The sequence below is a fragment of the Mucilaginibacter straminoryzae genome (genome assembly GCF_022953055.1).
GTDB lineage: Bacteria > Bacteroidota > Bacteroidia > Sphingobacteriales > Sphingobacteriaceae > Mucilaginibacter > Mucilaginibacter straminoryzae.
In genome coordinates, this window is record NZ_JALJEJ010000003.1 from 85,989 (window position 1) to 112,717 (window position 26,729).

Consider the following 26,729-nt stretch of genomic DNA (forward strand, 5'->3'; position numbering starts at 1 on the left):
AATAGCGGATTATGAAAACCTTGAAGTTTCATTTCTGTCACCCGGTAAAAGGAATGGTGCGTTTGGTTTGCCTGAGCGCACCCAACCAAAGCCGGGTGATGCGGTTATCAACCCATTATGGCGAAACCGCCCAGATACCGATTGAAAATTTGCCCGAAGGCAAATGGAAAGCAACCCTCAGCTGGACCAACGATGGCCGGGACTACTTTTATCAGAAAGAGTTTGAAGTGAAAAGTTTAAGATAAAAATTTGTGGTAAGGGGCGAAATGAGAAAGCGCCGCATAAGAAGATTATGCGAGCGCTTCTCTAATTAAAACCCCTATTGTTTTTCGATTAGGCAGTAAGCATTTTACGGTCTTTGATCAGGCATTCTATCAAGCTAAATAATTCCTGTTTTACTTCCCTGTAGGCTTTGGCTAGGCCGGCGATCATGTATTCCAGTTCCACTTGTGTGCCGGATAGTTGCTCTGCATCTTCGGCAATCATGTCTTCAGCCATGAGCTCCAGTTCTCTAAGCTGGCTGTTCAGCAAAATTTCCATCCTGCTTTCGTCTTCTTCTAACCTGAACAGGTTCTCCCCTGCTTTCTTCAGTCGGTTGAGATAGATCTCGTTTGACAGCGGAATAAAATAATCATCGAGCAGGCGATGTAGAAAAGCTGTTTCCACCTTAAAGAATTCCAGGTCTGACTGCCACTGGCGCCCAATGGCATAATACTGTAATGAACGTGCAGATAGTGCTTTTACTGATTCCATAATTATATCCGGTTTATTCCCTAAAAATACTTCCCGATGCTACGGCCATCACATGATCATCCTCAACCCGGCAGGTGACCTTCATCACTAAATCTTCATCGCTTTTGAAGCTTTCTTATAAAACCACCTTTTAATGAACTCTCCGCACAAAAGGTAAGCAACAATCAAGGGTAATATGGTAACGTAAAATATAGGTGGCATCTTCACGAAACCGAACCACTCGCCCACAAACGTATATGGTATTGCAAGCACAAATACCACGATGCAGGCTGTAGCAATGGTTAGATATTTTCCGGGCAGGCTTTTGATAAACGAAGATGGCGTACGGATAACCAAAACAATCAGCGAGGCAGAAACGACGGATTCTATAAACCAGCCAGTTTGGAAGCGTTCTTCTTTTGCATGTAATACCAGCAGTAGTAGTGCAAAGGTCAGGTAATCAAATACCGAACTGAGCAAACCGAATACGATCATAAACTTTCGTATAAAAGCCATGTTCCATCGCTGCGGAGCCTGTATGTTTTTATCATCTACACGGTCTGTTGCAATAGCCATCTCGGGGAAATCTGTCAGCAGGTTGGTTAACAATATTTGCTTGGGCAGCAATGGCAAAAAAGGCAGGAATAAAGAAGCCCCGGCCATGCTGAACATGTTGCCGAAGTTGGCGCTGGTAGCCATGAAAATATACTTCATGGTATTGGTAAAAGTTTTACGGCCGGCCACGATACCATCCGTCAGTACATCCAGGTCCTGATTAAGCAAAACAATATCTGCCGCCTGTTTAGCCACATCTACAGCGGAATCGACGGAAATGCCCACATCAGCGGCGTGTAGCGCAGGTGCGTCGTTAATGCCGTCGCCCATAAAACCTACCACGTTACCTGCTTTTTTCAGCACATTAATAATCCGCTCTTTCTGATTAGGTTCTACCTCTGCAAAGATATGGGTGCGAATAGCTTGCCGCATTAGAGCGGATTCTGACATCTGTTGCATCTGCTGGCCTGTAAGTATCCTGGGGTGTGCTATGCCTAACTGCTCCGCAAGGTTTTGGGCAATCAAAGCATTGTCACCGGTAATGATCTTTAATTGTACACCCATCTGCCCGAGCTTAACAATAGTGGCGCCGATGTTTTCTTTCGGTGGATCAAACAAAGTGATAAAGCCAAGGAATACGAGGTTCTCTTCCTGGTTCTTAGACAGCAGGGATCTATTTTCAATTTCCTTATAGGCTAATCCGAGCGTCCGGTAACCCTGATTGCTTAGATCGCGGTAACATTGGTCGATTTGATTTTGATAGGCATCGATGGGAACTATGCGGTTATCTGCAACGGCAACGCGGTTGCACACTTCCAGCACGTTTTTAACCGCTCCTTTAGTAATCATTAAACTTAGTGTGCCATCTGAAATGGCCACGGTAAGCCTTTTTCGTATAAAGTCGTAAGGGATCTCGCCGGTAAGTTCGTAATTGTTAGTCTCTTTAGATTGGTATGCCCGGCAGATAGCCTGGTCTATCGGGTTACTGAAGCCTTTTTGCATCGACGCGTTTAACCAGGCATATTGTAACACTTTGGGGCTTTGTTCGCCACTAAGATTGATGGCATCCTTCAATTCTACAACCCCGCGGGTAATGGTACCTGTTTTATCAGAACACAGGATATTCATGCCGCCGAAGTTTTCTATGGAAGAAAGCCTTTTCACAATTACCTTCTTTTTGGCCATACTTTTAGCACCTGCAGCCAGGTTAACGCTCATGATGGCAGGCAATAATTGCGGCGTTAAACCTACAGCCAGCGCAAGGGAAAATAAAAAGGAATCAAGCACGGGTTTATGTAAAAATACATTCACCCCAAAAATGATAATGACCAGCAAGAGGGTGATCTCCATCAGCATGTAGCCAAATTTTCTGGTTCCCCGTTCAAATTCGGTTTCGGGTTCGCGGAGCCTCAGATGTTCAGATATCTTCCCGAATTCTGTTTGCTTGCCGGTTTTAATGATCAACGCTGTTGCTTTACCACTGATGATATGCGTACCCATAAAAAGGGCGTTGTTTCGCTGGCTGATAACCGTATCTGCACTTACCATACAGCAGCGCTTCTCTACCGGGAACGTTTCGCCGGTAAATGCAGCCTCATCTACAAAAAGTTCATTTGAATTTATTAGTAGCGCATCACCGGGAATAATATCTCCGGCGGATAAGCGCACTACATCTCCGGGTACAACCTTCTGCGTAGGAATTACTGTCTCCTGCCTTTCCCGCAATACCACAGTTTGCAGCTGTACCATTTTTAACAGCGCTTTAACCGCGTCTGCGGCGCCACGCTCCTGCCAGAACCCCAGTAAACTGCTAATCAAAACAATGGCCAGGATAATATGGGTATTGGTAACATCACCCAGCGCAGCGGATAAAATGGCCGCAAGAATGAGTAATATGGTAACCGGGCTTTTAAATTGGGATATGAATAAAATAAATGGCGCCGTGTTGGTACTTTCCTGAATGGTATTTGCACCGTAGTGCTTCAGCCGCCTATTGGCCTCTGCGTTTCCGATACCCTCACTGGCGGAAGACAATGATTTGAAGGCATCTTCTGTACTCAAGCACCAAAATTGATCAAGCTGATTTGTTGTTAAATTATTCTTTCCCATTGCTTTTATCCAAATGAAAAGCAGGCTTATGAGGTAGTGACAAAAGCCTGTTATACAGCGTAAAGAACAGGTAAAGTAAACTGTAAAAGCATGACGAAGGTCATTTCACAACCTGACGTTACTCAAGGTCTACCGCTAACTACTTTTCTTTATGGATGAAGCCTAAGCCTTTTGGCACAAGATCATCTACCCGCTCTATTGAAAAAATAAAAGCCCCCTGGTGTTAGTCAGGGAGCTTCTGCGTGTAAGGAAAAGGTATAATAAGTTATTATCTAATGCCCCATCTTTTATTGGGTTTGTCATCCATCACAAACTCCAGTTTACCGCCGTTAATAATGTCACTTTGGGTAATAAATGGTTTGCTGAGGGTTTTGCCATTTAGTTTCACAGATTTGATGTAGCAATTCTTTTTACCCGGGTTGGTCACATCTACGGTGAAGGTTTTTCCGCCCGGCGTTAGCATCTCCGCATGTTTTAGTATGGGCGAACCAAGGGCATATTCCTGGCTGTCAGGATTCACCGGATAGAAGCCCATTGCACTGAAAATATACCAGGAAGACATCTGCCCGCAGTCTTCATTACCAGAATAGCCGGACGACGAATTGTTATAAAGATCGTTCAATACCTTGGCCACGTACATTTGGGTTTTCCAGGGCTGCCCTGCGTAGTCATACAGATAGGCTACGTGATGGCTTGGTTCGTTCCCATGTGCATATTGGCCAATGAAACCTGATGCATTTCCGTTTACTTCTCCAGACTTGTCACGTAAAGTAAAGAACTGATCGAGCTTATTGACAAATCCTTCTTTACCGCCCATCAGTTCAATCAGCCCCGGCACATTTTGCGGAACATACCATAAGTACTGCCATGCGTTGCCCTCGGTATATGGGTTGCCGCCGTTGCCGCCGTACTGCAGCGGGCTAAAAGGTTCTAACCAGTTGCCATCTTTCTTTTTAGCCTGGAAAAAGCCATTCTGCGGGTTAAATACATTCCGGTAGTACTCAGACCGTTTTATAAAGTGTTCGTAGTCTGCCGTCTTGCCGAGCTTTTTTGCCAGTTGCGCTACGCACCAATCGTCAAAGGCCATTTCAACGGTTATGGATACCGATTGAGATTGCAGATCCTCGGGGATGTAATGGTATTGCTCCCAAATACTGAATGGTGAACCAGGATGATCTCGTAAAGAAGATTGCTTTACCGCCTCATAGGCTTTTTCCAGGTCGAAACCCGGTATTCCTTTTAAGGCTGCATCAACAATTACGGGTATGGCGTGGTTACCGATCATGCAGTAATTTTCATCGCCCCAGAGCTGCCATATCGGAAGATAGCCATAAGTGTCGTATTGACGAAGCATGCTATTTACAAAGCCAGCGGTACGTTCCGGCTGAATCAATGTATACAGCGGATGAGCGGCCCTGAAGGTATCCCACAAAGAAAAGGTAGAATAATGCGTTTTGTCAGGTGCATTGGAAATAGTAAAGTCAGTCGCCTGATAGTCGCCGTTTACATCAGCTACGTTATTTGGTTGGGTGAAGGCATGGTACAGTCCCGTGTAAAAGATCTGCTTCTGCTCAGTTGTACCTTCAACTTTTATTTTTTCCAGTTCTTTTTCCCATTGTGCTGAACTCTGGTTCACCACTTCGTCGAAATTCCAGCCGGGTAATTCTGACGAGAGATTCAGCCTTGCATTTTCTACGCTTACCGGTGACAATGCTACTTTTAACAGTACAGGTTTACCATCTTCGGTATTAAAGTCAAAAGCGCCTTTAATATCTGTTCCGTTAATAATCGGCAAGCCAGGAAACAGATGCCGTCCGCTGGCCAGCGTGGTATTGGTAAACGGTTTCGAAAACTCTGCGTGGAAATACACCTTCCGTAAACGTGCCCATCCGGTTAAAATCCGGTAGCCTTCTATGGTATGATCATTTACGATGCGCATTTCTGCCCCAATAATTTTGCACGACCAGTAAGAACGTTTTTTATCGAGCGAATGATCCAGATCGAAAATCACATGGGCATTAGCTGTTTTTGGAAAAGTATAACGGTGCAAGCCAACGTGTGAAGTTGAAGTAAGCTCGGCATTGATGTTATAGTCCTGCAATAATACCTGGTAATATCCCGGACGTGCGGTTTCATGCTGGTGGCTATAAGCGGAACGGTATCCGCTACCCGGCTGGTTGGCTTTACCGGGTGTAAATTTCAATTCACCTGTTGTCGGCATTACCAGTACATCGAATAAATCGGCAACACCGGTACCGCTTAGGTGGGTATGGCTAAAGCCGACGATGGTCTTGTCGTTATAATCATAACCTGAAGCCGGGTTATCCGGGCTATCCTGTGTATCAGGGCTTAGTTGTACAAAGCCAAAGGGTACGGTAGCGCCCGGGAAATTGCTGCCCGAAAGGCTGTTGGTATCTACAGCCCCCGTTCCGATAAATGGATTAACGTATTGCACATACTTGCCTTGCGTTATACTTGAGGGCTGTTTTTGCTGTGCATAGCCTAAAGAGGTGATCCCAAATAGGGCGTTTGCAAAGATGATTGACTTAAGCGTCGTGGTAATTTTCATTATAGATTTTATGTATAAATGCAGATGTAGGGTTTGATTTATGTTTAATCAAATTCTTTTTTGAAGACTTTGCTGTATAAACCTCCTGATAACGGAAGGCGGCAAAACCAGGGTGCAGCCCCTGCTAAACCGCGCGATATTGATACCGCAAAAATTTCCATTTAAATCGAAGACCGGACTGCCGCAATTATTTTGCACTATCACGGCATCGTGCGTAAACACACTTGTAAAGCCGTCCCTTCGCTGGCTTTTACCTCCTTTGAAAACTTCGGCGGGATGCCCTGAAGGCTTTACAGGCAATACGCCAAGAATAACCGATCTTCTTAATGAAGCCGTTCCTCTTTTCACAACAAAATTAACAGTATCACCTGGCCAACATTTTTGTAAAATATCACCGAAATCTGATGCCTGGGAGAGCGTTTTTCCGTTAATGGTAATGATCTCATCGCCAGTTTTAAGCCCCGCGGTATCTGCCGGTGAACCAGGTGATACCTTTGTTATCAAAAGCGGTTCTTTGTGATATGCGATAGCTGCGCCCAGGTAGCCGATGTTATAATGTTTTTGCAACGGAAAAAGATTACTTCCACAGATACTCATGATTACTTTTCCATTTGGTAATTGCGAAATTAAAAACTTCCCCTGCAAGTTTTGTTCATCCGTGCTTGCACTTAATTTAATCCCGGTGGTATGAGTTACTTTTCGGGTAGACAGCAACACCAGATCACTTTCCTTGTCTCTGGCGATGATATTTGCAACGAGTATCTGCTTTTGGTAGCTAATTACCGGATCGTACGGTATCAAAGAGCTTTTACCGATCCACAACTGGTTGACACCCCTGTCTTCCGTACCTAAATGATCTGTATTAATCATGGTAGCAACGGCTGTATCACGACTGCTTGCCGACCTACTGCTAACAAATCCACAAACCGGGCTACCTGTTTTCAACGGCGTTGTGAGAAGTTTTGGATGCGACTCTGATCTGGAACCGCCCTTACTTCGCTGGCCTCCCAATGCTTTTGAAGTGGTTACATCCGGGTATTCCTGATAAATTTTAGGTTGCTGAAGCGCATCCCAATATTTAAGATAAGTAGCAACCGGAACATCGTAGTTTGCACTTTCGGCAATTTCAATAGCGCTGTGCAGCCCGATAACAAAACCGTCCGTATCGAAAAGCGGCCCTCCGCTGTCACCAGGTTCCATGATACAAGTGGATTGGATAAAACCTCTCTCCGTCTTTACGTTGCTTATGCTGCCCAGTCTCACCGTCGGAAAAGTCTGACCCAGGCTTTCAGGATAAGAAACACCAAAGCATAGCTCGCCTTTAGTCAGTTGTCGACGGCTGATTGAGGCATGCGGCCAGGAACCTTTAGTCAATATCTTCATCATGGCTGCGTCAGGGATAGTCTTGTCCTGTTTTAGCTCTATTTTTCCGAGACCTTCGGCAACGCATTCTTTTCCGTCCGGGAAAAGTACTTTATAAGTTTTGCCCGGCACATCAACATGTGCGGCGGTTAAGATATGGCCACCTTTGGTCACTACCACGCCGCTGAAGGTAGCGCTCATTTGCATATGAGTTAAGGTGTCATATTGGAATAAAAGTACGCATGCAGGGCGTACTTTTATAATTGATTGATCTAACGTTTGCTGTAACAGGCTTAGCGTCTTTTTATTTTGAGCCAGACTATGTAACGCTGTACACCAAACTATTACCAGGCATATTGCCCTTAATCTTATCATGCTTTGTTTCGTGATTTATTCGCCAAAAACTTCTGCCAGCTTCTTACCTAAAGCTTCGCCACGAAGGTTAACGGCAATGATTTTTCCGTTTTTGTCAATCAGGAAACTTTGAGGAACAGCCCGGATTCCATATAAACGGCCCACGGCGTTATTCCAGCCTTTCAGGTCTGATACGTGCAGCCATGGCATTCCGTCTTTCCGGATGGCATCTGTCCATTTATCTTTATAGCTATCCAGTGAAACGGATAGAATTTCGAAACCTTTATCCTTGTAGATCTTGTATTGTTTAATCAGGTTGGGGTTTTCTGCCCGGCATGGCGAACACCAGCTTGCCCAGAAATCAATCAGCACATATTTGCCGCGAAGATCGCTCAATTTCAGCGGCTTCCCGTTGACATCGGTCTGTGTAAAAACAGGGGCTACAGAGCCTACTGAGATATTTTTAGCCGCATAAATTCGCTGCTCTAATTCTTTACCTACATCGGTTTTTCTTAATTCAGGGTTCAGCGCGTTATAAACCGCCTCTACCTTTGCCGGATCGAATTTATCACCAATGGATTCTGATAATGCGACCAAGCCGAAATAAGAATTAGGGTTATCCTTAGCATACTGGAACTGGCGCGCTGTGCGATTAGCCATATTTTGCCGGTAACGGGCGTCTACCGCTTTTAAATACAAACTGTCTTTTTGTTGTTCTGGCGTTCCTTTTGCAAAATCTGCATTGGCATTCTTTGCTAATTGCATCGCTGTTCCGCCGATGATTTTGTTATAGGCTACATATTCGTCATAAACCTTCGATCCTGTAAATACGGCGTTGCTTAATGAGTCTTTCGACGTAATTTTTACATTCTCTTTTCCGAAGTAAAAGTATGCTACATCGCCGGTGTATACGGCTTTCATTTTACCGCCTCCATCATGGTCAACCGCCATACGTGCATAGCTGATCCCGGATACATGGCCTGTAAAAGTAAAGGTGCCGTTACTGATCTTGACAGAGTCCTCATGGCTAACGCCGTTATCCATATAATCGATGTAAGCCTTTGCCGGGGCGTTAAGGTTACCGATGTGGCCGGTAATCGAAAAATTGCTTTTGGGTTGTGCCAGGCATAATGCAGGCAGGATACCCAATAGTAAGAATGATATGCTGTTTTTCATCTGTAATGTTTTCTATGTTATTTGTCGTTTGTGCGGGTGTTTATCGTTTGTATTTCACTTGTGGAAAATCGGTCTGTGCCTGCTTAAATTCTGCCTGTGCTTCGGCATTCCAATATTTTCCGAAAGCTGTTTTGGCCTGACCTGTTAGATCTCTACCAGTGGCACCGCTCCAGAAATGTACAAACTCGCCAAGGTTCATATCACGGTCACGAGAGAACTCAAGACCTTTTTTAGGGTAATTCTTCGCGATTACTTCGAAATATTTGTTCAGCACCGAAGCTCCCCCATATTTTGAATAAATAGGATAAAACCAGTTGATGAACCACCGAGTGCCCGGATATCTAATCCCCGGATAGTCGGCATTCGGGTCCTGGGCTTCCATTTGCTTGTAGACCTTTTCTGCTTCGTTCTGCCTGCCAATGTGCAGCAGCACATCATAGACAAAGATTTCCATAAACTTGCTGTCGCCCCATATCGCATCAGAAGGTGCGCCATCTACGCCATGACTTGCGCCACTCACAATATGGCCGACCTCATGTACCATCATGCCTATGCGTTCGCCGGTAGAATCACGCCAGTCGCCCAAGCCGCAATCGATCATGTTGCGGTAATCATGGCTGCTGTTAAAATAAGACGCAGGATGCCCGCCACCATACCTACCCTGGTGCAGTATGACATACAGACGGGTAGAATCGCCGAAGCTACCATAAGTTTTTTTAACGTAGGCCCACACCTGCGACATGGTTTTGAAAGGCCATGTTACCGATTTGTCTACTTGGTTATCATAGTATACTGCAACGTTGTTATCGTAATACTGAAGAGAAACCGTTTGCTCGTGTTCAAACCAATGCTCTTTCCATGTGGCAGGCGGTAGGCCTACTTTAATGGTGGCAAGGTTAGTTAAAGCCTTGGTTTTTTTGTTTAAAAGACCCTTAGGTGGATTTGAATAGGCCGCAGTGGCAATTGCAAAAAGACATGCAATTATCCAACTTGTTTTTTTCATAAGAATTTGTGATTTGTAGCAATAAGGGATGCAGCCAAAAAACTGCATCCCATTTGGAATTTTTAAGACTGATTACCAGCCCGGATTTTGAACAAGCTGTTTATCTGTGTTGATTTCTCCCTGCGGTATCGGGAAGAAATAGTTTTTCTTGCTGAATACGCGGTTTTCAATTGGTATTACGCCATAGAAATAAGGCAGTGGTGCCGGTGTCAAGCCGAAGATCAGTCCGTTGTCTGTCTGCGGTGCGATTTTCCAGCGGCGTACAGCAAAATAGCGGTCGTTCTCGAAAGATAACTCGATATGACGCTCTCTGCGGATCGCTTCACGCATGGCATCTTGTCCTGCCGGAACCGGGATAGACGTGCCATATTCGGGAATACCGGCACGGTTACGGATCAGGTTCAGGTACTTCACGATATCCGGGTCACCAGGGTTGCTTTCGTTTAATGCCTCTACGTAGTTCAGATAAATCTCTGCCAGTCGCAGCATCACCCATGAACGGTTGCCTTGCGTGCGGTCGCCGGTAGACATGTTTTTACGTACGATATATCCCGTTGTAGAATAGTCGTTACCACCAGTGGCCCGGCCAGAGTTTCCGTTTAGAAACAGCTCTGTGATCACATCCCCTACGTTAGTATCCAGCCACCTTCTTCCATTGTAAGTAATACCTACATAGAAACGCGGCTCACGATTAGCCCAGGCGCGATAAGTATCGCGGGGCTGATCATCATCTGGCGCCTGGAATTTCACGGTAGTACCATCGTTCACATAGCCGGACTGCGGGTCTGTTATCGGGCGACCGTTCTGGGTATAATAAGTGTCTACTATCCCTTGCGTTGCGGCAAGGCCACCAGAGCCGCGCACTTCATCCGGATAGCCGTTATGGTAAGGCGTAGTTTCGTATTGACGGCTACTTACCGAAGCACCGATCCTTGCGTAGATAATCTCCGGGTTCCAGTCATCTAACATCACATCCCGGCAGGACAAGTACGGGCTGAAATTACCATTCAGGTCATTTTTACGATACAGATTATAAATGCTCGGTACATATTTCGTGATGAAATCTTTAGCAGCATCAGCGGCTTTTTTCCATTTGTTTACATCGTACTGCTGATTGATCAGCACCTTACCGTCTTTGTTGGTTAAATCTTTAAACTCGGTATTACCATTAAACAGCGGACTTGCAGCATATAACAAAACTTCAGATTTCATTGCCAATGCAAAGCTGGAGGTAATGCGTCCGTAATTGTTATCATTAGTCGGTTTTGCAGGCAAATCTTTCGCAGCTGCATCGAGCTCAGAGGTAACGTAATTCACACAATCATCAAATGTATTTCTTGGCAACTGCATATCCTGCGTGGCTGCGTCAGGTTCAATTACCTGGTCGCCTAAAAGAATTACCGGCCCGTAGATCCGCATTAGGTAGAAATAATAAATAGCCCTTAATGCCCTCGCCTCTGCCTTATACTGAACTTTAAGGTTCGCGGGCAGATCAGTTACCCGGTCTGCATTTTGCATAAAGATGGTTGCCGAGCGTATACCCTGGTAGAAGTTGCGCCAGTAGTCGCCGACAAACCCGGATGAAGCGTCAAACGCACCGATGTTAATGCTGTTGGTAATTACAAAACTCCAATCATAATCCGCCTCGTCAGAAGCGCCAGTCCATGGCCCGGCATTGTTTAGCGAAGCAAACCGTTGAGCAGCCTCATCTGGTATTTGCGAGTAAACGTTAGCCAGAAATTGTTCTGCGGTATTCCGGCTTTTAAAGGTTTCATCGAGTGTAAGCCTGTCGTCGGGTACCTGGTCAAAGTAATCTTTTTTACATCCGCTGAAGGCAGTAAGCAAAAGGACTGCAGCAGAAGTTAATATAACTTTTTTCATTCTCAGTTTCTTTAAAATAATCATCCCCATAGCTTAGTTAAATTGAAATTTCACTCCCAGTACCAGTGTTTTAACATTGGGGTAAGCAGTACCATTAAGGGTTCCAAGTTCAGGGTCCCATAGCTTGAAGCTGCTAAAGGTTAACAGGTTGTAACCCTCCAGGTAAACAGTAGAGCTTTTTACGCCCAAATTGCTCAGGAACGTTTTAGGCAGGTTGTAACCGAAGTCTAACGTCTTTAAACGGATGTAGCTGATATCTTTGAGCCACCAGGTGCTGAAAGGTGTATTATTAGCATTTTCTGCTTCGCCATAAGCTAACCGCGGATAGAAAACATTCTGGCTTGGATTCTCAGGTGTCCATCGGTCCGTGATATTAGCATAAGCATTGCTGATACCGTTGTTGGTAGAAAACGGCTGAATAGCAGTGCCATAAAGCAGCCTGGTAGTTTTACCCGCACCCTGGAAGAAAGTATTCAGATAGAAATTTTTATACTGCGCGTTAAAACCAAAGCCGAACACCAAAGCCGGGAAGTCACCGTCTGATATCTTCGTTTTATCGTAAGCATTGATCAGGCCGTCGCCGTTCAGGTCGCGGTATTTAATATCACCAGGCTTAACCTTGCTTTTATCACCCGGGACAGCACTACGGTCAATTTCGGCCTGGCTAGTAAATAAGCCATCAGCAATGTATCCAAACACAGCAGTTGGTGTAGTACCGCGGGTATTCATCCATGGGTAAGGCGGCGTTGGCTGATCATTTTCGATGATCTTAGATTTACTGTAAGTAACCGTACCACGCAGGTTCAGCAGGAATTTACCGATGTTGACATCACCCGTCAAGGTTGCATCTATGCCCTTGTTGTCTATCACGCCGATGTTTCCGAAAGGCGGTGTGGTTAAACCAACAAACGTTGGGATATTGGTTCGCTGCATCATTACGCCGGTCCGGTGTTCCTTAAACGCGTCGGCCGTCAGATTGATCTTATTAAATAGGGACAGGTCAACACCAAGGTTTTGCTTGTGTGATTTTGCCCATTTCGAATTTACTCCGTAAGTATCTACTGCAATACCGCTGATGCCGTTACGGTTAAGTCCGTACGTGTAACCTGCTGAACTGTTGTTTAGCACGGTCATGTAGCCAAATCTCGGACCTCCGCTGTCATCATAGCCAACCAGACCATCTGAATAGCGCAGCTTGAACATAGAAAGGGTCGGTTTTAAAGATTTGAAAAATGGCTCTTCAGATAGTAACCATCCTATACCAAATGCAGGGAAAAGGCCGTAACGGTGTTCGGGTGCGAAATTTTCTGAACCATTATAACCGAGGTTAACTTCTGCAAAGTAGCGGTCTTTGAAAGAATAGGTACCACGGGCAGCATATCCTCTTTCGCGGTGAGGGATAAAGCTGATGTAACTGCTGGCCGGGTAATTAGTTACCTCTCTTTGGTTATACAAGAGTAAACCGCCTACATGGTGTTTACCAAAGGTATGATCATAGTTTAAAGACGACTGCCAGTAGATGGCATAACTTCCGGAGCTGTTAGAGCTGAAGTTAAGGAAATTACCAGAACCGGTGTAGGTTTTCACCAGGTTAAGCGTGCCATCGGCATTATATGGCTTGTTGCTGTCTGCCAGATACGTATCCGGATCTTTACTCCGTTTAATGGTGTAGCCATTGCCGGTATCGTACGAAAACAGCGTGTTGAAATTTAAACCGGGAACCCAAAAGCTTAGATCCTGGGTAAGGTTCATCTGTGAATTGATCTGGCTGTTATATTCTGTAGAGTAACCGGTTTGCGTTAGCTGACCGTAAGGGTTAGGTTCGCTACCGTTAGCTGTTTTCCCCGGAACGATGTTACCCGGATAGATCTTCGGATATTCCACTGGCGGAACAGTCAGCGCGTAACTGAAAATAGTGGAAGGGTCCTGTGATGGGTAGTTTCCCTTGCCCACAAAACCACGTGCACCTACCGCCAGTTTGGTGGTTTTGGTGATCTGCAGATCGAGGTTGGTAACGAAGTTATACCTGTTGTAACTGATTCCCGAATTGTAAGTCTGTAGGTTATCAGTATTTAACAGACCGGTTTGGTTAAAATAGCTGGTAGAAACATAGTATGTCGCGCTTGGAACACCGCCTGTCACATGCAGGTTTGCCCTGCGCTGACGGTTGTAGGTTTTAAACAATTCGTCAACCCAGTTTACATCTGGGTACAGCAGCGGGGCTTTCCCTGAAACCGTATTATTGATATAATCCTGGGTGTATTTGGCTGCCTGGCCTCTGGTGGTCAGTGCCTCATTCACCATATTCATGTAGGTGTTGCCGTCGGCCATTTTAGGGATTTTGGTAAATGAACCAACACCCTCGTAATAGTCAGCATTGATTTTCGGTTTACCGGCCTTACCCCTCTTGGTTTGAACTAACACAACGCCGTTTGCACCTCTAACACCATATACTGCCGTTGCAGAGGCGTCTTTAAGAATGGTGAACGACTGAATATCTTCGATATCAATATTATTAATGCTGCGCTCAACGCCATCTACCATAATCAGCGGGCTGATATTAGTACTGCTGACAAAGTTAGACATGCCCCGGATGTAAATATCTGCACCATCTTTACCCGGAAGCCCGGAACGTTGTATACCAACCACACCCGATACCCTACCCGCAAGTAACGAGGTAACGCTTGCTACCGGTTGCTTCAGGTCTTCTACATCAACTGTAGACTGCGCGCCGATAAGGCTGATCTTCCGTTGCGTACCGTAGGCCACTACTGCAACTTCTTTCAGTTCGCTTTGTGGGGCGGGCTCCAGTTTAACATCAACAACTTTTTGGTCGCCCACTGTGATCTCCTGGGTTTTATAACCAACGAAGGAAAAGACAAGGACTTCCGTATTGTCATTGATCTGAACCTGGTAATTACCCCGGATGTCTGTTATAGCGCCACGGTCTGTACCCTTTACCTTTACGGTTACGCCGGGTAAAACCTGCCCTTTTTCATCAATAACTTTACCGGTTAGAATCCGCTGCGCATTTAGCTGATTTTGTTTTTTTAAATCGAATTTAATCAGGATCTCATCGTCCAGTACAGTGTAGGTGAACGGAACTTTTTGCAATAGCTGCTCCAGCAGTTCGCCCAGCTGTTGATTTTTGGCTGTAACAGATACTTTCACCCTGCTATTGGTAACAGTTCCATTGTAAGTAAATTTCACGTTAGTTGCCGCAGAGATATCGTCAAGGGCTTCGCTAAGCCTCTCGCTTTTGAGATTGATGGTGACGCGCTTGTTCAAAACTTCTTGCGCCATTGACACTGTAGCAGAAACGTTTAAGGTAGTAAATAAGATTACTGATAACACCAAGGTGCTGACCTTCATAAATAGAATAAGCTTTTGCGCCCAGTTGCTGGGTACAATATTTTTCATATATTCACTTCATAAAATGTTAATAAATGAGCTTACACTCTGGCCGCCAAACCAATTGAGTGAAAGCTGATGACAACGACATTTTGATTTCCGCACAGGCCCTGCCAGGGGCCTTGCGGATTATTAGATGTAAACCTCTACTTCAATTACAACCTCCCCCCTTTATAATGAATGTACCATTATGTTGTGTAAGCCGGGCATTTACTACCGTTGCTAATTTTTTAAGAAAAGTTTCTTTACTTTCTGTTGGTTTTAGCCTGCCGTAGAACAGGCACTTTGATACCCTGCCCTCGGCTTTTACATCGGCGTTATAAACCCGGTTAAAATCTTCCAGCACTTCTGCTACCGGTATATTATTGTATTCGTAGAAACCTTCGCGACGCGCAAGAACGGCCTTCGGATTGTCTATTTTTTCTACTTTGGTAATACCTGAATTCTTGAAGTAGGACACCATGTGATTAGGCATTAGCTGGGCTGCCGACTTTCCGTCTGAGAAGGCTACCTTTCCGGTTAATAAGGAAACGGTCATCATCGGCTTGCTTTTCAGCGCCGTGATATTGAAAGTAGTGCCTAAAACTTTTGTGCTGGTTTTGCCAATATGAACAATGAACGGATGCTTGTGGTCTTTGGCAATATCAAAGAATGCCTCGCCCTCGAATTTGACTTCCCGTTTGGCCAACCCTGTAAATGCTGCCGGATAAATAAGTTTACTACCTGCGCTTAACCAAATCACGGAGCCATCCGTAAGCTTTACAATTTTTCTTTCGCCATTATGGGTTTCAACGGTGTTATAGGCGTTAAGCTGCTGGTCTGCAGTTTGATTTTTAGCTTTATGAAAGAAAGCGCCAACCAGTATTACTAATATAATAGCCGCGGCCGCGGTGATCCGGTAGTAAATTTTACGGTATCTGCCTTTATTTTCCTGCTTAAAAAGCTGCTGCCTAATGCCGAAGATTATCCGCTCCTTAGCCTCTTTTTCTTCCTGTTCGCTTTCGTAAGGTAAAACAAGTTCTTCGCCGTCCTTTACCTGGTACCACTTCAAAAGGTCTTCTTTTTCAGCCTTGGTAGCAGTTCCCGACAGGTACTTCTTAATTAACTCTTTCAGACGTTGTTCTTCCATAAGGGGAGTAATTATATGGAAGTACTCTATAATTAAGTTTACCCTTAGTTCGAATTAAAAAAAAGTTAAATTTTTAAAAACAAATAGCCGGTGCGGTGGTAACGGCTATTTACAGAGCAGAAATGTTACCGGTATTTAACAAAAAGCACCAGAACTAAAATCTCTTTCAGGTTCAGCCTTAACACCTTCAAGGCTTTAGTAAGATGCGCCTCTACTGTTTTTTCGCTCAACGACATTTCTTCGGCAATTTCCTTAATGTTTAGTCCTTCGTGTCTGCTTTTCAGATATACATACCGGCACTTTTCTGGTAAACGCTCAACAATACCATTGATATAATCTTCCAGAAATTTAGCTTGTAAAATATCTTCCGGTAGGGCAGATGAACTGTTGAAGGAAAAACCGGCGAGCAACCGTTCGCGGCGGTTAGTATTAAAGGTGTGTTTAAATACAGAGAATTTGATCGCGGTAGCTAAATACCCCTCCAGCGAGTTGATCTTTACTTTATCCTTGCGGTTCCATAAACTCACAAAAACTTCCTGTACGATCTCTTCAGAAAGAAATTTGTCTTTAGTGTGCCGGTAAGCTAAGGCCAGTAACGGTTTCCAGTAACGATTGTAAACTTCAGTGAAAGCCCCTTCGTCGCCGCAAATAAATTGCTGTAGAACTTCTTCGTCAGAAAGTTTGTTAACAGGAGCCATTCAAGATTTTAACTAAGCCAATTTATTAAAATTGTTAGATATAATCATACAAAATTCATAAAAGGCTTAGAAAAATTTCAAAAAAGTAACAGTAATCTTACTAAATCAGAAAGTACGCGAAAAAATGAGTTGATTAGACACTATCAATAGTGATCATATACGTTAAAAACGACCAACCATTTATTTATAGACGCTCTCAGTTTGCTTTTCTCTCAAAAAGAGTTAGAAAGCCATTTCAGATATTGGATAGTTTTGATGCGCTTGGTGTAGTAATCATTTAATTTCTCTTGTGTGTCCAGCACTTTTTGCTCGCGGGAATTCACCATAAATACCGAGCTCTCCCCCAACCTGAACTTAAATTCCTCACCGTTTAGTAAGGCCTGGTTATTCTTCTGAATCTCTGAGTTGAACTTGATCTGGTTTTCTATATTATAATAGTCGTTGCGGTAATTGTTCCATTTTACTGTCAGCGTGTTTTGTTTATCCAGCAAAGCAAAACGGGCTTCCTGTAATTTTAATTTTGCCAGGCTATAAGCTGCCCTCTGCTTGGTGAAGGTAAGCGGCATGGCAACAGTAAAGCCAAACTTCTGATTATTCCCTATCCAGGAAGAATTGATGTTCTGGAAAATATTACGGCCGGTATTTAAAACGCCGAGGTTAAAGTTAAGCGTTGGTTTTACCTCTTCTAACTTTAAGCGCCGTTCTACATCCAATTGGTTAAGTTTCAGGTTATAATTTCTTACCTCCGGATGGGTTTCTGCAACGGTCGCGGCATCTTTATTCAGCAATGAATCTGGTCTGGCCACTTTGATCAGTGTGGTATCCGGCACCACGTTTACTTTGCTCAGGTCCACTAAAGAAAGCCCTTCCTGCCACATATAACTGGCCAGCTCATTTTTACGATTAAGCAATACCAATTGATATTCTGTTAGTTTCTGCTGACGGCTTTGAAGCAGGGTTAGCGCTTCCAGGGTATCGATGGCCGGCTTATCGCCGTTTTTATAAAGCAACCTGGTACCTTCAAAGCGCACTTTTGCTAATTCTACCGCTTTCTCATAAATACGGCTGTTTAAATAAGCATTTAACCACTCAGAGTAGGTACCGGTGGCAGACATAAACAAATCATTTAGCATTTGCCTTTGTTCATTGGCTGCTACACCGGCATATATATTCGCCTGTTTTATAGCCGCACGACGCTCATCTAAAAATAACCCTTTCCCCAACGGCATGCTGATGCCCAAATAACCCAAGCCATCTTTAGGCGTTTTATTTTCGGGGTTTACATAATCTCCCGTCACCTTAGCATAGCTGCCTTTTAAATCTATACCATACCATAACGGTACCTTCACTTCGGGCGTTACATAGTCATAGTAAGTTTTCCCCCCGAATATCTTCCGGTCCTGGTCTACCTCAAGCTTGGGATCGAAACCACCCAGGGCTTGTCTTTTCGTAAGCTTTGCTTTATCCTCATTTAGCCTGGCCTGTAATGCAAGCGGGTGATACTGCTTAACAATAGCCAGATATTCATCCAGTGTCAGCACCTTATCCTGGGCAAACACGGTAATGAAAGGGAGAAGCAGTATAATTGTTAAAACTATTCGCTTCATTTCTTCTTTTTCTCCGCGTCTTTATCCTTGTTAGCAGCCTCTGGTTTATAGAAATCTGCCGGGAAGCCGTTGATCTGCCGCCACAGCTCGTACCAGATAGGTACATTGTTCAGCAGCGCGATGGCTTTACAGCCTGTGCCGTACCTTACGTTTTGCGGCCATGGTTTAGAACTTTCGTCGGGTTTTACCCATACCTTGAACTTACCTGTAGCATCGATACTATTATCTACGACAGCAACCCTGCCGGTAAATAGGCCATAAGAAGCGCTTGGCCAGCCCGAAAATACGATAGCGGGAAAACCATCGAACTGCAACCTTACAATCTGGCCGTTCTGAATCAGCGGCAGATCATTAGGTTCTACACTGATCTCTACCGCCTTGCTAAAGTCCTGCGGGACGATGTTCAATAATTTCTCGCCATCTTTTAATATTTCGCCGATACCTGCTTTTATACTTTGCAGTACCTGGCCGCTCTGCGGGGCAACGATATAGCGATAGCCCGAACGGGTGCGGTAATTAGAGAGCTGATTGCGTAGTTTGGCCGCTTCGCCTTCGCTGGTTGAAACCTGGGATAGTGCGGTAAACCGCTCCCCGTTTGTTTTAGAAAGCTTTTCGGTGTAATCCTGCTCTACGGCGGATAATTCTAACCGGATGTTGATCAGCTCATTTCGGCTGTTGTAATATTTATTCTCACTGCCGATTTTTTTTGCCTGCGCATCCTGGTAGTATTGCTGCTTTTGCTCCAGGTCTGTCAGTGATTTTAAACCCGCGTTATACAGCTCTTTCTGACGTTTTAACTGGGCATCAGATATTTTAAACTGATTGTTTGCGGCAGCCATGGCGTTACTGTCAGACTGTACCTGCAAGGTATATTGTTTAAGCTTGTTTCGTAATTGTTCCAGCTTCAGCCTTAAACTTTGTTCTATGGCAGCCATCTGCTTATCGGCGGTACTTGCCTTATCGCGGTAAAAAGCAGCGGCCTCGGTCTTGGCTTTCAGTTGTTCTGCCGTTCTCTGGGTCAGTTCCGGGTCCAGATAGTCGTCCTTTACCTCGGCAATTTGTACCAGGGTATCGCCTTTTTTTACCCAGTTACCATCTTTCACATACCATTTTACAATTCGCCCCGGGATGATACTAACCACCTCTTGAGGGCGTTGCTGCGGATCTATTGCTGATACGACGCCCTTAGAACGGATGTTTTGCGTCCATGGCAAGAATAACACGATGATGAGGATCACCAGGACGATAACAAACCAGCGGATGCGTTTAGGGCTATGTGAATTTCTTAGCGCAAGTTCGAAAGAACGATAGCGCGAGACAGTTTCTGAATCAAGATTTTTCTCTAAAAACATATCGGCTACTACTATTTAGATGAAAGGTTAATCAAACGGTCGCAGCGTTGCTGCATTTTATCAGAATCAAATATGGCGATGAGTGTAAAGCTTCTGTCGCCGGTAAGCTTATCAATAATGGCCTGCTGGTATTGCTGCTCTATCGATTGCCAGCCGCTCTCTAATAATAAAAGTGAAGGCTTACATAACAGGCAACGCGCCATTAAGATCTTTTGTACACTGCTGTTAGAGAGTTTCTGCCCTTGCGGATCCAGAATGGTAGCATAGCCTTCTTCGCAGGAATACAGAAAATCACTCAAGCCAACTAATTCACATGCTTCGGTTACTTCATTTGTACCGATAGCCTCGTTGCCAAGGGTAAGGTTTTCCCAAAGCGAACCGCTGAACACTTCTTCGCGCGCAAAATAAACGGCTACTTTTGAATGCCACAATTCTTCGGGAACGTTCTGTAGTGGAATGCCATTGATTGCAATGCTGCCATGATAGTGGTGATACAACCCTGCCAGGATACGTAACAATGTGGTTTTTCCGGCACCTTCTGCACCGGTGATACACACCTTTTCCCCGGCATTTATGCCAAATGATATATTATGGATGATCTGTTGACCATGCGGGTAACCAAATTTAAGGTTATTGACAGTGATGGAAAAAGGCCCTTTTCCGGCAACTTCAGAAAGTAACAACTGATCATTTTTGGCCGGATCATCCGGTTTTTGCAAAACCTTATCCAGCTTTTCAATAGCTGTCAGCACGTCGTAAACCGTTTCAAGGCTAACAATTAGTTTTTCTACCGAATTTAAAGTGCCAATGATGATGATCTCTGCCGCTACAAACTGCCCCAGGTTAATTTGCTGCCGGATGAGCAGCAACGAACCGATGATGAGCATTGCCGTGGTAATGATGGCCTTAAAAGCAATTAGTACCCGGTACTGAAACACCAGTATATTGAAATGCGCATCTCTTGCTTCCAGGTATCCGGCTGTCAGCTTATCCGTCTTTTTTAAGTGAAGGTTAGAATGCTGCGAAAATTTAAAGGTTTTAACAGCGCGTGAAATCTCTTCGAGCCAATGAGCTACCTGGTATTTATAGTCGCTTTCTTCTATGCTGGTTCTGAGGCCGTTGGGGCTGGTAAAATAAAATATAACTGCTACCACTGCCAGCAACACTAAACCAAATGCAATAAAAACCGGGTGGTAAAAGCTTAACAGGATAAGCCCGAACACGATCTGTATAGAAGCGCCGGGGATATCCAACAATAGTTTCGAAATACCTTTTTGGAGCGTGGTGGTATCAAAAAAACGATTAACCAGTTCCGGCAGGTAGTACTTATCTACGCTTAACAGGTCTATCTTAGGTAAACGGTCGGCGTAAGCAAAGGTAAGACGGGCAAAAATCCGCTGCTGGATATGTTCTGATACCCGCATCTGCATTACCTGGAACACACCCGACATGATTACCCCGAACACGACGAAGCAGATAAGTACTACCAGCGAAGCCGATACGATACCGCCGTATAATAAGCCGATAATAGCTTGTATACCCAGCGGCAATGATAATTGTATAATACCGGCAAGGGATGCGAAGAAGTAAATGTAACCTACTTCTTTACGCTCGAGGTTAATGAGCTTCCAAAATTTTATACCAGCAGTTTTTATTGAAGAGTTCGTATCGGCCATTAAATTATCTATTAAAAGTGATTGATATACTACCTTTAACTTCCACAAAACTATCTTCCTGCGCTTTAGTTTCCAAAAAAATGCTAATATCCTGCCTTGTACTTTCTAATTCGGCAATTTTTGCCTCTACCTGGCTGCGATCGCCTTGCTGGGTTTCTATCATGTAAAGCAGCTGCCGGTTATGGTAGCGGATTTTTTCACTATAAAAATTCCTGATCAGCGCGCCGGCATCGGCCGGCTTAAATGTGCCGTTTATCAGCTTAAATTCTTTTGAACTTTCCATGTTGTTTTAATTGGTTTTTAAGGATTACAATATTGACAATAGGTTGCTTCTTCAACCTTCAGGCCTCGCGGATAAAGGTTGCGTTGCTCGAACCCGCATTTTTTACAACCGAGCACATGTGCTAAAGCAGATTCTGTAGGCTGATGGCAAATCTCGCAGGGCAAGCCGGGTTCAATAGCCACCACATCAAAACCTGGTATCTGGCAATGCGGGCAGCAGCGTTTTATCTTCTCAACCAGCTTCCTGGTGGTTTGCTCAATCACCATCATACGGCTGGGATTGTTCATCGCCCTCATGTCTGTCTCGGCTTCTATTTTGCTGCCTTTAAGGTTCCGGTAATTTGCCAGTAAACCTTCCCAGGTGTCAATCCCTTTAATAAATTTGGTTTGATGTTCTTTAGTCGCCCTTAAGATGAGCTTATGTGAAGGAAACTTGGTCTTTTTAGCAAAAGCCATCAGGCTTTCTTCGGTGCTGACTTCCTCCCTGCCGAAATTGGTGTGAAGACTGATGTTTCGGCAAAATATTTCCAGATCGTCTTCGCGGTCTATAAATAGCATTAATTCATCATCACAACCGGTAAAAAAGAGCTGAGGATGCGGGCCGAAAGAACCTTCACTGGCTACGGCAAGCGAACAGCCTGTCAGCTCCATTGCCGCTATGCACTTTTGCCGCGCTACGGCTAATACATCTAAATTACGGGCTATTTCTCCGGTAAAAGTGCCATAGCGATCTGTATCAAACATTGGCGGGATTTGGGCAATTACACCCAACTCTTTTTGAAGTAGGGGTGCAATTACCATCTCTTTGCCATGCATAGTTGCAATCACAATATCCCGCCCGTTGAACATCCTCAGTCTCTTTTTTTGCTTTTAATTAATTAATTAATTAAGCGAGATACGTACTGTCGCATTCAGCTCGACACCGGTTGCCTTTTGCCTAACGGCAGACAGGGCAGCCGTTAATTCATTTTGTAATTCGATGATCCTGCGTTCGCGCATTTTAATATCTTCTTCATTCAGTTCCTCATTGTTGATCTTGCTTTCGTGGAACTGTATCTTACTTTTGAAGAGCTTGTTCAGTAGTTCTGCGGCCTCTTTGGCCTCAAAACTTCCTTTGATAAGTTGAATTTCCATTGTTCTGATTTTTATTGACCCTGACCTAATGAGTAAGCTGCTTTACCATCGAACTGATACAGGTTCTCTGTTTTAATCACATCCAGGTTTTTATGGTAAGCCAGTTCCTGTAGTTTAATGATCTCTTCTTTTGAAGGCTGTGAACCACCTTCTGCAGAGAAGCGGCAACGCCAGTGGTCCGTGCAGAAAGTCTCTTTAAATCCTTCAGGCCAAACCTTAATGCCACGGTTAGAGATCATGGTCAGTTGCAGGTGCTCGGTCTTCAGATCGTTCAGGATATGGCCAAGTTCATTGGCATCTTCGCCGCGCCAGTGTACAAACAGGTCTACACCTTGCAGGGCTTTATCGGCGGCAGCCTTACGTTGGTAGGCCGGCAGGTGGATTGGGTTACGGCTTTCGTATTTAACCGGCTTCAGTTGGGATGGCACCTGTCCGAGGCGTTCGATAATCGCATCGGCAAATTCGCTGGTGCTTACTTTTTGCTTGCTTACCCCTTCGCGATAGATATCGTAAGTATGGATGCCGTCTTCCAATGTCTTTAACCAGGCATTGTGAACGCGTTCTGCCACATGGTTCTGCCCAAGATGGTTAAGCATCATGATAGCGCCATGAAGTAAGCCCGAAGGGTTTGCTTTGTTTTGCCCGGCAATACGCGGAGCAGAGCCGTGGATGGCTTCGAACATGGCGTACTCTTCGCCGATGTTTGCAGAACCTGCCAAGCCGACAGAACCCGCAATTTGCGCTGCTACGTCTGAAAGCACATCGCCGTAAAGGTTCAGTGTTACTATGACATCAAATATTTCTGGCGTGTCAGCCATCTTTGCCGCACCGATATCAATGATCCAGTGTTCTTTTTCTATATCAGGATACTCCTCACCTATTTCGTCAAAAACTTTATGAAATAAACCGTCTGTCTGCTTCATGATGTTATCTTTGGTAAAGCAGGTGACCTTTTTGCGACCGTGCGTTTTTGCATATTCGAACGCGTAACGGATAATCTTCTCGCAACCCGGTCTGCTTACCAGTTTCAGGCATTGGATCACCTCGTCTGTTTGCTGGTGCTCTATCCCGGCATACAGGTCTTCTTCGTTCTCACGAATGATCACCATATCCAGGTTAGGGTGTTTAGTTGGCACAAACGGATACAGGCTGCTACAAGGACGAACGTTAGAAAATAAGCCGAGCATTTTACGGGTAGTTACGTTCAGGCTTTTGTAACCGCCGCCCTGCGGGGTGGTAATCGGGGCCTTTAAGAATACTTTGTTTCTGCGGATACTCTCCCATGATTCCTTTGCGATACCAGAGGTATTACCCGATAGGTACACTTTTTCTCCGACTTCAATTTCCTCGATTTCAATCTGCGCACCCGCTGCCATAATAATGCTCAGCGTTGCGTCCATAATTTCCGGTCCGATGCCGTCGCCTTTAGCTACTGTGATTTTTTTCATGATCTATTGTTGAGTTATCGGTACAAACATAAATCGGGTATTTCATTTATTTTTATTTATATTTACTATGTTATACATAAGTAAAGTTTATGAATTACACCTTACATCAATTGCAGGTATTTGTAAAAGTGGTACAAACGCAAAGCATCACTAAAGCAGCAGAAGAACTATTTCTTACGCAGCCCGGCGTATCTATCCAGCTGAAAAATTTTCAGGACCAGTTCGATATTCCGCTTACAGAAGTAATTGGCAGACAGTTATATGTAACAGATTTTGGCAAAGAGATAGCTGAACTCGCTAATGAAATATTAGACAAGGTACAAGCAATAGATTACCGCACGGCAGCCTTTAAAGGGATACTATCCGGGCGTTTAAAAATATCTTCGGCATCTACCGGCAAGTATGTAATGCCGTACTTCCTGTCTGATTTTTTGAAGGAACACCCGGGTGTCGACCTGACCATTGACGTCACGAATAAATCTAAAGTGATCCAAAGCCTGGAGAATAACGAGGTTGACTTCGGGCTGGTTTCGGTGTTGCCAGACCGATTGAAAGTTGACGAAGAACTGCTGGTGGTAAACAAACTATACCTGGTTGGTAACAAGGATCACATGCCTAAGACGGCAAAGGAAACAAAAGAGATTTTTAACCAGGTACCAATGATCTACCGCGAACAGGGTTCTGCAACACGCCTGATTATGGAAAGCTTTTTTGAGCGAACAAAAATTAAGGTAAAAAAGAAAATGGAGTTAACATCTAACGAAGCAGTAAAGCAGGCCGTAATAGCTGGCCTTGGTTATTCCATTATGCCCCTAATCGGTATACGTAACGAAATCTATAACGGCGAACTACAGATTGTACCCGTGGCGGGCTTCCCCATCATGTCAGACTGGCGGCTGATCTGGCTGAAAAATAAAAAACTTTCGCCGCTGGCAGTCAACTACCTGGAGTATGTGAGAACACATAAAGCCGATATTATAAATAAAAGCTTTTCATGGATAGATCTTGCTCAAAAAGCACACAAACACTAAAAAATGCAGTACTTTTTAGATGCAAAAAATCCCTGCGATGGTCAATTCGCAGGGATGGTTACAGCCATTTGTTCTTTCTATGGCTGATTTTATTGTTTATTAGGTAGGGGCTTATTTAATTTGATCAGAAACGGTTTTGATGGCCGCTCCTACTTCATGGTCTGCAGCTTTCTTAAAATCCAGGCCTAACAGGTTTGCTATAGTTTGTGCTAACTGGTTGTGGTAAGTCTGCCCCTTCATGATACCTTTTGCTGACGTTTCAGGGCCGATAACGGCAAACCAGGTCTGGTTAGACTCTTTAATATCCTGTCCGTGTCCGGTCCAGGTATTAGGATCTTTCTCGCCGCGACCATGATCGCAGGTGATGATCAATGTAGTTTGGTCTTTATAGTATGGGTCGTGCTGGATATAGTTCCAAAGATCAGACAAGTATTTGTCTTCCAAATGAGCTTGTTTTAGATACAGCTTGTACAAACCTTCATGGGCCAGATCATCTGTTTCATCAAACGCCAAGTATAAAAAACGGGGTTTATATTGCTTCATGTACTCGAAACCCATCTCGTAAGTGGCAAAATCAAGCCTTGTTTTTTCACCCAGTATCTTGGTAGCCTCATGCTGAACTTTACTGATGTATTTCAAACGGTCGCCGGCATCAGATTTGGTAAAATCCATAAAACCCGAGTTCACCAGCAATTTTGAACGCTTTGCATTAAGGATAGCCGGAAATACCTCCCACGAAGAAAATGCGGCCACTTTATTTTCAAAACCCTTTTGTTTGTTTACAAACTCCAGCACGTTCATGTTTGGGTTTGGAATAGGGTCATTAGTGTTCATGCGCACGTCAGGGAAACCGGTCAGGATCTCGTTGTATCCAGGGTAAGAAAAATTATAGGGGTTTAGTACCTGGTCTTTTCCATCCTCGTCCCGGTCGCCATAAAGCTGCCCTTTCTTTTCCAACGTATTCCAAAAGAAAGGTAATAGCTTGCTTCGGCGTTGTGCCGCTGTAGGTGCCCAGAACAATTGCTTAATTTCTTCTTTATCGTCCGTGTATTTTGAGTTGATCAGCGCAGAGTCAGCCCCGCGAAACACTTCCTGCCAGCGGAAACCGTCCATGGTTACCAATACCACTTTAGGCGATTTAATATGTTGTGCAGATGCAGCAACACTTCCCATCATGGCAAGTGCAGCAAATAGCATTTTCTTAATTTCCATTGCTAAAA

At 44.5% G+C, this 26,729-nt stretch carries 20 protein-coding genes; 2 read left to right on the forward strand and 18 right to left on the reverse strand.

From position 1 onward, the window contains the following. Positions 1 to 11: 11 nt before the first annotated feature. On the forward strand, positions 12 to 245 hold the full coding sequence (locus tag MUY27_RS07605) for a hypothetical protein (protein WP_245129405.1): 234 nt from the start codon (positions 12 to 14) through the stop codon (positions 243 to 245). An 88-nt stretch (positions 246 to 333) separates the two neighbouring features. Here MUY27_RS07605 and MUY27_RS07610 read toward each other — a convergent pair whose 3' ends face one another. From MUY27_RS07610 to MUY27_RS07690, 17 genes are all read right to left on the reverse strand, one after another. After that, entirely contained in the window at positions 334 to 753 is a 420-nt protein-coding gene (locus MUY27_RS07610; RefSeq protein ID WP_245129406.1) for a hypothetical protein, read from the reverse strand. A gap of 87 nt (positions 754 to 840) precedes the next feature. Continuing rightward, a complete protein-coding gene (mgtA, locus tag MUY27_RS07615) occupies positions 841 to 3,348 on the reverse strand; it encodes a magnesium-translocating P-type ATPase (RefSeq protein WP_245129407.1) in 2,508 nt (835 codons plus the stop codon). 316 nt (positions 3,349 to 3,664) lie between these two features. Then, positions 3,665 to 5,965, reverse strand: a complete 2,301-nt coding sequence (locus MUY27_RS07620; protein ID WP_245129408.1) for a GH92 family glycosyl hydrolase — start codon at positions 5,963 to 5,965, stop codon at positions 3,665 to 3,667. Positions 5,966 to 6,013: 48 nt separating this feature from the next. Then, entirely contained in the window at positions 6,014 to 7,528 is a 1,515-nt protein-coding gene (locus tag MUY27_RS07625) for a S1C family serine protease (RefSeq protein ID WP_245129409.1), read from the reverse strand. Between the two features lie 189 nt (positions 7,529 to 7,717). After that, positions 7,718 to 8,857 carry a TlpA disulfide reductase family protein gene (locus MUY27_RS07630; RefSeq protein WP_245129410.1) on the reverse strand — a complete coding sequence of 380 codons (1,140 nt, stop codon included), beginning with the start codon at positions 8,855 to 8,857 and terminating at the stop codon, positions 7,718 to 7,720. Positions 8,858 to 8,897: 40 nt separating this feature from the next. Beyond that, the gene (locus MUY27_RS07635; RefSeq protein ID WP_245129411.1) at positions 8,898 to 9,860 is read right to left on the reverse strand and encodes a hypothetical protein; all 963 of its coding nucleotides are present in this window, start codon (positions 9,858 to 9,860) and stop codon (positions 8,898 to 8,900) included. A 72-nt stretch (positions 9,861 to 9,932) separates the two neighbouring features. Beyond that, positions 9,933 to 11,741 carry a RagB/SusD family nutrient uptake outer membrane protein gene (locus MUY27_RS07640; RefSeq protein ID WP_245129412.1) on the reverse strand — a complete coding sequence of 603 codons (1,809 nt, stop codon included), beginning with the start codon at positions 11,739 to 11,741 and terminating at the stop codon, positions 9,933 to 9,935. A 33-nt stretch (positions 11,742 to 11,774) separates the two neighbouring features. Beyond that, positions 11,775 to 15,161 (reverse strand): SusC/RagA family TonB-linked outer membrane protein, encoded by a 3,387-nt coding sequence (locus MUY27_RS07645; protein ID WP_245129413.1) that lies wholly within the window; start codon positions 15,159 to 15,161, stop codon positions 11,775 to 11,777. 142 nt (positions 15,162 to 15,303) lie between these two features. Beyond that, entirely contained in the window at positions 15,304 to 16,281 is a 978-nt protein-coding gene (locus MUY27_RS07650; protein ID WP_245129414.1) for a FecR family protein, read from the reverse strand. Positions 16,282 to 16,406: 125 nt separating this feature from the next. Next, positions 16,407 to 16,979, reverse strand: coding sequence for an RNA polymerase sigma-70 factor (locus tag MUY27_RS07655; RefSeq protein ID WP_245129415.1), 573 nt, complete (start codon positions 16,977 to 16,979; stop codon positions 16,407 to 16,409). Positions 16,980 to 17,191: 212 nt separating this feature from the next. Further along, positions 17,192 to 18,586, reverse strand: coding sequence for a TolC family protein (locus tag MUY27_RS07660; protein ID WP_245129416.1), 1,395 nt, complete (start codon positions 18,584 to 18,586; stop codon positions 17,192 to 17,194). Then, positions 18,583 to 19,938: an HlyD family secretion protein gene (locus MUY27_RS07665; RefSeq protein ID WP_245129417.1), complete on the reverse strand. Its 1,356-nt coding sequence runs from the start codon at positions 19,936 to 19,938 to the stop codon at positions 18,583 to 18,585. Before MUY27_RS07665 ends, MUY27_RS07660 begins: the two co-directional genes overlap by 4 nt. A gap of 11 nt (positions 19,939 to 19,949) precedes the next feature. Continuing rightward, positions 19,950 to 21,614 (reverse strand): peptidase domain-containing ABC transporter, encoded by a 1,665-nt coding sequence (locus MUY27_RS07670; RefSeq protein ID WP_245129418.1) that lies wholly within the window; start codon positions 21,612 to 21,614, stop codon positions 19,950 to 19,952. Positions 21,615 to 21,618: 4 nt separating this feature from the next. Next, positions 21,619 to 21,897 carry a hypothetical protein gene (locus MUY27_RS07675; RefSeq protein ID WP_245129419.1) on the reverse strand — a complete coding sequence of 93 codons (279 nt, stop codon included), beginning with the start codon at positions 21,895 to 21,897 and terminating at the stop codon, positions 21,619 to 21,621. 17 nt (positions 21,898 to 21,914) lie between these two features. After that, the gene (locus MUY27_RS07680; protein ID WP_245129420.1) at positions 21,915 to 22,745 is read right to left on the reverse strand and encodes a DUF6671 family protein; all 831 of its coding nucleotides are present in this window, start codon (positions 22,743 to 22,745) and stop codon (positions 21,915 to 21,917) included. Between the two features lie 33 nt (positions 22,746 to 22,778). Further along, the gene (locus MUY27_RS07685; RefSeq protein ID WP_245129421.1) at positions 22,779 to 23,030 is read right to left on the reverse strand and encodes a hypothetical protein; all 252 of its coding nucleotides are present in this window, start codon (positions 23,028 to 23,030) and stop codon (positions 22,779 to 22,781) included. 11 nt (positions 23,031 to 23,041) lie between these two features. Beyond that, positions 23,042 to 24,478: an NADP-dependent isocitrate dehydrogenase gene (locus tag MUY27_RS07690; RefSeq protein WP_245129422.1), complete on the reverse strand. Its 1,437-nt coding sequence runs from the start codon at positions 24,476 to 24,478 to the stop codon at positions 23,042 to 23,044. 89 nt (positions 24,479 to 24,567) lie between these two features. Here MUY27_RS07690 and MUY27_RS07695 point away from each other — a divergent pair, with 89 nt between their 5' ends. After that, positions 24,568 to 25,509 carry a LysR family transcriptional regulator gene (locus MUY27_RS07695; protein WP_245129423.1) on the forward strand — a complete coding sequence of 314 codons (942 nt, stop codon included), beginning with the start codon at positions 24,568 to 24,570 and terminating at the stop codon, positions 25,507 to 25,509. A 111-nt stretch (positions 25,510 to 25,620) separates the two neighbouring features. On the opposite strand, the gene MUY27_RS07700 is transcribed toward MUY27_RS07695, so the two are convergent. Beyond that, the gene (locus tag MUY27_RS07700) at positions 25,621 to 26,721 is read right to left on the reverse strand and encodes a sulfatase-like hydrolase/transferase (protein WP_245129424.1); all 1,101 of its coding nucleotides are present in this window, start codon (positions 26,719 to 26,721) and stop codon (positions 25,621 to 25,623) included. Positions 26,722 to 26,729 lie beyond the last annotated feature (8 nt).

Excerpts from the sequence above, each read along its gene's own strand:
- MUY27_RS07605 (WP_245129405.1), top strand. The coding sequence starts at position 12 with ATGAAAACCTTGAAGTTTCATTTCTGTCACCCGGTAAAAGGAATGGTG.
- MUY27_RS07610 (WP_245129406.1), bottom strand. The coding sequence starts at position 753 with ATGGAATCAGTAAAAGCACTATCTGCACGTTCATTACAGTATTATGCC.
- MUY27_RS07620 (WP_245129408.1), bottom strand. The coding sequence starts at position 5,965 with ATGAAAATTACCACGACGCTTAAGTCAATCATCTTTGCAAACGCCCTA.
- MUY27_RS07625 (WP_245129409.1), bottom strand. The coding sequence starts at position 7,528 with ATGAGCGCTACCTTCAGCGGCGTGGTAGTGACCAAAGGTGGCCATATC.
- MUY27_RS07630 (WP_245129410.1), bottom strand. The coding sequence starts at position 8,857 with ATGAAAAACAGCATATCATTCTTACTATTGGGTATCCTGCCTGCATTA.
- MUY27_RS07635 (WP_245129411.1), bottom strand. The coding sequence starts at position 9,860 with ATGAAAAAAACAAGTTGGATAATTGCATGTCTTTTTGCAATTGCCACT.
- MUY27_RS07640 (WP_245129412.1), bottom strand. The coding sequence starts at position 11,741 with ATGAAAAAAGTTATATTAACTTCTGCTGCAGTCCTTTTGCTTACTGCC.
- MUY27_RS07645 (WP_245129413.1), bottom strand. The coding sequence starts at position 15,161 with ATGAAAAATATTGTACCCAGCAACTGGGCGCAAAAGCTTATTCTATTT.
- MUY27_RS07650 (WP_245129414.1), bottom strand. The coding sequence starts at position 16,281 with ATGGAAGAACAACGTCTGAAAGAGTTAATTAAGAAGTACCTGTCGGGA.
- MUY27_RS07655 (WP_245129415.1), bottom strand. The coding sequence starts at position 16,979 with ATGGCTCCTGTTAACAAACTTTCTGACGAAGAAGTTCTACAGCAATTT.
- MUY27_RS07660 (WP_245129416.1), bottom strand. The coding sequence starts at position 18,586 with ATGAAGCGAATAGTTTTAACAATTATACTGCTTCTCCCTTTCATTACC.
- MUY27_RS07665 (WP_245129417.1), bottom strand. The coding sequence starts at position 19,938 with ATGTTTTTAGAGAAAAATCTTGATTCAGAAACTGTCTCGCGCTATCGT.
- MUY27_RS07670 (WP_245129418.1), bottom strand. The coding sequence starts at position 21,614 with ATGGCCGATACGAACTCTTCAATAAAAACTGCTGGTATAAAATTTTGG.
- MUY27_RS07675 (WP_245129419.1), bottom strand. The coding sequence starts at position 21,897 with ATGGAAAGTTCAAAAGAATTTAAGCTGATAAACGGCACATTTAAGCCG.
- MUY27_RS07680 (WP_245129420.1), bottom strand. The coding sequence starts at position 22,745 with ATGTTCAACGGGCGGGATATTGTGATTGCAACTATGCATGGCAAAGAG.
- MUY27_RS07685 (WP_245129421.1), bottom strand. The coding sequence starts at position 23,030 with ATGGAAATTCAACTTATCAAAGGAAGTTTTGAGGCCAAAGAGGCCGCA.
- MUY27_RS07690 (WP_245129422.1), bottom strand. The coding sequence starts at position 24,478 with ATGAAAAAAATCACAGTAGCTAAAGGCGACGGCATCGGACCGGAAATT.
- MUY27_RS07695 (WP_245129423.1), top strand. The coding sequence starts at position 24,568 with ATGAATTACACCTTACATCAATTGCAGGTATTTGTAAAAGTGGTACAA.
- MUY27_RS07700 (WP_245129424.1), bottom strand. The coding sequence starts at position 26,721 with ATGGAAATTAAGAAAATGCTATTTGCTGCACTTGCCATGATGGGAAGT.